This window comes from Frankia sp. CcWB2, from assembly GCF_977927585.1.
This window is the reverse complement of record NZ_CDWRCM010000210.1, coordinates 1-5,311: the sequence shown is the minus strand read 5'-3', so window position 1 is coordinate 5,311 and position 5,311 is coordinate 1. Positions and strand designations below refer to the sequence as shown.

4 protein-coding genes and 1 pseudogene are annotated in these 5,311 nt (G+C 70.2%); 2 read left to right on the top strand and 3 right to left on the bottom strand.

The features are described from left to right. Nucleotides 1–836, top strand: an 836-nt coding sequence (locus ACY45C_RS18285) for a DUF1003 domain-containing protein (protein ID WP_462188795.1), incomplete at its 5' end; no start/stop codon positions are given. A gap of 42 nt (nucleotides 837–878) precedes the next feature. Further along, nucleotides 879–1,718 (top strand): annotated as a pseudogene (locus ACY45C_RS18280) (D-alanyl-D-alanine carboxypeptidase family protein); the annotation flags it as partial. A gap of 467 nt (nucleotides 1,719–2,185) precedes the next feature. Here ACY45C_RS18280 and ACY45C_RS18275 read toward each other — a convergent pair. The 3 genes from ACY45C_RS18275 to ACY45C_RS18265 all read right to left on the bottom strand — a co-directional run bounded on the left by ACY45C_RS18275 (nucleotide 2,186) and on the right by ACY45C_RS18265 (nucleotide 5,306). Beyond that, nucleotides 2,186–3,370, bottom strand: a complete 1,185-nt coding sequence (locus tag ACY45C_RS18275; RefSeq protein ID WP_462188794.1) for a YihY/virulence factor BrkB family protein — start codon at nucleotides 3,368–3,370, stop codon at nucleotides 2,186–2,188. A gap of 62 nt (nucleotides 3,371–3,432) precedes the next feature. Then, nucleotides 3,433–4,137 carry a 2'-5' RNA ligase family protein gene (locus ACY45C_RS18270; RefSeq protein WP_462188793.1) on the bottom strand — a complete coding sequence of 235 codons (705 nt, stop codon included), beginning with the start codon at nucleotides 4,135–4,137 and terminating at the stop codon, nucleotides 3,433–3,435. Nucleotides 4,138–4,409: 272 nt separating this feature from the next. Further along, nucleotides 4,410–5,306, bottom strand: coding sequence for a serine hydrolase domain-containing protein (locus tag ACY45C_RS18265; RefSeq protein WP_462188798.1), 897 nt, complete (start codon nucleotides 5,304–5,306; stop codon nucleotides 4,410–4,412). Nucleotides 5,307–5,311: the final 5 nt, after the last annotated feature.

The window sequence follows — 5,311 nt, the reverse complement described above, 5'->3', positions numbered from 1 at the left end:
TCGCGCTACCGCTGCTGCGGTGGGATCCCTACCCTTTCATCCTGCTGAACCTGGCCTTCTCGACCCAGGCCGCCTACGCGGCGCCGTTGATCCTGCTCGCCCAGAACCGACAGGACGACCGTGACCGTGCCTCGCTGGCCGAAGATCGGGCGGTCGCTGTACGTATGCGGGAAGACACCGAGTTTCTCGCGCGTGAGATCGCCGCGCTCCGGCTTGCCCAGAGCGATGCGGCGACCCGGCAGTACGTGCGCGGCGAGCTGGCCGGCCAACTCGAATCTCTTCGCGGCGACATCGAGAGCCTGGTTCGGGACGCGGTTCGCGTTCCGCACCAGACGGCGTCGGATGAACGGAAGCCAACCGCGGCACGATCGCCGTCACGGCACGGCGGGCCGGCGTCCACGGCCGGTGGTGGCCTCCGGGAAACGAGCGACCCCGAGACCGAGGACCCACCCGCCACGGGCAAGCCGAATGCCGGGAATCCGGAACGCCCCCGGCGGCCCAAGCACCACAAGCGCAGAAACACCACGGGTGTGAGCACGACCGGCATCCTCCCTCGCTCCACGGACGCCGGGTATGCCACCCGCACCGGGAACCGCGAAAACGGCGGTCCCGACAGAAAGACGACGCCGACCATCGCCACCGGTCCCACCCCGGAGACCACGCTCGACGACCCCACCCGGGAGGCCAGCGCGACGACGCACCTCAAGAACAGAGGATTCACAACACACGGGCACCATAGCCTCTCTGCCCATACGGGCTCCTCCTGGCATTCAATGGGAAAGCCGCAACCAGTGGATTCCTCCACAGGAAACACCCACTCGCGACACGGGCCGTGACCACCCTTCTGCGGAACGGGGCAACCCAGTAGCGTTCGACAGGTGCGTGTCCCCTGTCCGCCCCGGCATGACCCGCGTCGCCTCCGCGGAAGCCTCGGGCGGGCGCTGGTGGCCGTGGCGGTCCTCGGAGCGATTCTCGCCCCGTTCCTGAAGATCGTTCCGGCGGCCGCGGCCGTCCCACTCGCCGCACCGGCACCCACCGCCGCCTCCGACTCCGCTCCCCCGGCCGGTCTCACGGCCGGTCTCACGGCGGCCGAGTGGCTTGTCGCGGACGCGGGAAGCGGCGCCATCCTCGCCGCCTACCGCCCCCACGCCCAGGATCTCCCGGCCAGCACGATGAAAATCCTTACCGCGCTGACCGTGCTGCCCGGCCTGCCGCCGGACCGGGTCGTGACGGTCGACGAGAACGCCCCTCGGGTGGACGGCACGAAGGTCGGTCTCGTGCCGGGGGTCGGATACACCGTCCGTGACCTGGCGACTGCCATGCTGATCTCCAGCGGAAACGACGCGACCATGGCCCTGGTCCAGGCGAGCGGGGGAACCCCCGCCGTGCTGCAGCGGATGAACGCTCTGGCCAGGTCGCTCGGCGCGACGGACACCGTCGCCGGTGACCCGACCGGGCTGGACAGTCCGGGCCAGGTCACCAGTGTGCACGACCTAGCCGTGCTCGGTCGGGCGGCGTTGGACAACCCGACGGTGCGGAGCTACCTGACGATCCCGCGCGCCTCGCTCGCCGGCCGGGGGGGTACCCGCTTCGAGATCCAGAACCACAACGCCCTGCTGCGTTCCTACGAGGGGGCTATCGGGGTGAAGAACGGCTACACCATCGCGGCCGGCGCGACGTTCGTCGGCGCGGCCACCCGCGACGGCCACACCCTCATCGTCGCCCTGCTGCGGACGGCTCCCGCCTACGGCAAGGACGCACGCGCGCTGCTCGACTGGGGTTTCGCGCACGCCGACACGGTCACCCTGGTCGGGTATCTCGCGAACCCCAGGGCGACGGCGCCGGCGTCGAGCGGGCCCGCGGGAGACCGGCCCTCCGTCAGCCCGGCGGGTCCAGGGATCGTGCCAACCGCCGGCGCGGCAACAGCCTCCTCGCGGCACGGAGTCGCCCGCGCGGGCGATCCTGGCAGCGGCATCGGCCCGATAACCTGGATCGCGATCGGCTGCACCGTCGTGGCATGCCTGCTCACCGCGCTCACCCGTCGAGCCGCCCGAGTGCGTCGGCGCCAGCACCGGCGGCGGCACGCGGCGGCGGGCCTCCGGGACGTCGAGCGCCCGTCGGGTCGGCCGCCCGCACCGCGCGACGGACACGTGTCCGTGAGGCTGAGGCCGGCGGCCGGACCTGATCAGTCCGACCTGCTGGATGTCCCCGAGGGTATGCGGCGGCGTAGGAGTGCCCGTACCCGGGCGGGGATGGGCACCGTGCCACGCGGGCTGCCCTCCGACGCCACCCGCAGCGGTCCGGCCAAGGATGGCTTCGCCGATGACGAGTCGGGTGAAGCCGGCTCGAGCGGCGTCGAGCCGGTCTGGGAGCCGGACACCGGGCGGCGGGAGGCCTCCGGGTTCGGCGAGCCGCTCGACCGGTAGGACGCCGGCCCCGCGGATCCCGCGCCCGCGCCTGCCGCACCCGCGCTCCCCGCCGCCGCGTGGTCGGCCGCCTCGGCGACGGAATGCCGGGCTGCCGAACCGGAGGGGAAGACGTCGGAGTTGTAGGGCGCCGTCACGGTCCAGGCCGCGACGAACAGCGTCCATCGCATGACGATGTTGATCCAGATGAGCAACCCGACGATCACCGCGAACGTACCGTACACCGGATTGCTCATGGTCTGCCCGACCAGCCAGGTGCCGACGATCTTGAGGATCTCGACTCCGACGGCGCCGAGCACCGCACCCCGGACCGTCCGCACCCGGTCGGTCTGCTGCGGCAGCCGCCAGAACAGATAGAGGAAAACCGCGGTGTCGATCGCGAGGGCGACGAGCAGGGCCAGCAGGCCGGTCACCCAGGCCGCGGCGGTGCTGCCGGACAATCCGATCCAGCTCAGGAATGACCCGGTGGCCGAGGTCGAGAGGCTGGTCACGACGAGTGAGGCCAACAGAGTCAGCCCCAGTCCCGCGAGCACCGTGACATCCCGCAGCCGCCGGGTGATGATGTTGCCAACGTCGATGTCCTGGTGCCATACGAGACGGATGGCACCCCGCAGCGCGTCGATCCACGCGAGTCCGGCGAGCAGGAGGCCGGCAAGACCGATAATGCCCACGCCGACCTTGGCGTTGCCAATCGAGGCAACGTCGAGCTTGTCCGCCAAGCCCGGAAGATAGTCGTTGATCTGCCGGGTCAGGCTCTCCTGCACATCGGGGTACGCGTCCACGACGAAGCCGGTGACCGCGAAGGCCAGCGCGACCAGCGGGAAGAACGACAGGAACGCAAAGTAGGTCGCCGACGCCGCAAGACGATCACCGCCGTCGGCTGTGTAGCGGGAATATGCCCGGATGAGGTGATCGAGAAACGGACGTTTCCGGCGTACTGCCACAGCGGTGCCGGAAACCGTCCCGACACTGGCCCGTACCGCCTGACGAGGTCCCGCCACATTCGTTACTGTCCCCCCGGCGACGCGCGCTTACTCCCGAGATCCGAGTGTGGCGCGTCGCCCCCGCCGCCCACCGGTTCCGGCCCACGCGCAGGGCGACCGAACGGGAAGAAGCGTAGTTGCCGCCAGCGCAGGTCGGCGCCTCTTTCATACAGCCCGAACCCGTTGACTTCGAACTGCGCCTGATATTCGGCGAGCGCATCGAAGGCGCGGTCCAACGCGTCCTCGGCGAGGTCGTGCGCGACGGTGACGTGCGGATGGTAGGCGAAGCTGAGCGGCCGGTCGAGAGGACCGGACCGCACCACCGCCGCCAGTTTCTCGCACCGGAGGATACCCATGGCGAGGGCGACGAACACGACCGGGGACAGCGGCCGGAACGTGCCGGATCCCCGCAGGCGGATGGTGAACGGGGAGTTCGCCCGCGCCGCCCGCGCGAGGTGGCGCTCGATCACGGGCAGGTCCACGAGCCCGACGGAGGTCGGACCCAGCAGGGTGACGTGCGGGACGATGAGGGCTGCGTTCGGATCGCCGAGTCGCTCCCGCCAGTCCTGAAGCTCTGTGCGGTACGGCTCGGGGATGCCGATCGCCACGCCGATGTCCACCCGACCCGCGGAATCGACCGGATCAACCGGATCAACCGGAACAACCGATTCACCGGGATCAACGGCCGGGACAACCTGGACGGTATGACCGTTCACCCCCTCAGTCATGCGGGACCGGCTCCCCGACGAAAGCAGCGACGCTCGCTACTCTGCGTATCCATGCCTGCCTGCGCCGGGTGAGGAACCGGCCGTCGGGATCGGTCTCGCCGAGGAAACATGCCGACATCATGGCCCATGAGCCACGGCCGTCCCGCGCAGACCATGGGAAGGAGATCTGGATTCCAGATCATGACCAAAAGCTGACAATGCCCTCGGAAGAAACCGGCATCCGACCGGAAACGGTCACTGACGGCCGCGCCGCCCCCGCCCTTTCTCGCACGTCACGCCGAGCGGTTTGCGAACCACGAGGGGGCCTGCGCCAGGATCGCGTCCGCCAGCGGTGGCCAGGCTCGCTGGGCCCACTCGCCAAAATCACGATCACAAAGAGTCACACATGCGAGGCGGGCGACGGGATCCACCCACAGGAAGGTCCCGCTCTGCCCGAAGTGGCCGAAGGTCGACGGCGCGTTGGAGCTGCCTGTCCAGTGCGGGTGCTTGTTGCCGCGGATCTCGAAGCCGAGTCCCCAGTCGTTGGGGGTCTGCTGGCCGAAACCCGGCAACACGCCGGCAAGTCCGGGAAAGGCGACCGAGATGGCCGTGGCGAACGTCGCGGAGGTGATCAGCGTCGGGGCGAGGAGCTCGGCAGCGAAGCGTCGCATGTCGGCAAGCGTCGCCGTCACGCCGGAGGCCGGGGATCCCGTCAGCCGGGCACCGTGCATCCCGAGGGGCTCGAAGACCGCCTGGGCGAGGTAGTCGGCGAAGGCGATGGTGGTCGCCTTCTCCAGCGCCTCCCCCAGCCGCTCGAACCCGGTGTTGGAGTAGATGCGACGGGTGCCCGGGGGGGCCAATGTGCGGGTCCCCGAGAACGCGAGCCCGGAGGTGTGGGCGAGTAGATGAGCCACGGTGGACCTGGGGGGTCCGGCGGGATCGTCAAGCCCGATCGCACCCTCCTCCACGGCGATCAGGACCGCATAGGCGCTGAGCAGCTTCGACACCGAGGCCAGCCGGAAGGGGTGATCGAGTGGTCCGGTCCGCGCCACCTCCCGGACCCGCGGGGTCACCGCTGCGTCCGGCCACCCGGACCCCGCACCCGGTCCGACCGCCTCGTCCGCCCGACCCATCACCGCGACCGCGACGGTCTCGACCGGCCACGCCGCCACCTGTCCAAGAGCGTCCACGTTCC

Coding starts and splice junctions, on each gene's coding strand:
- ACY45C_RS18270 (WP_462188793.1), bottom strand. CDS start 4,137: ATGACTGAGGGGGTGAACGGTCATACCGTCCAGGTTGTCCCGGCCGTT.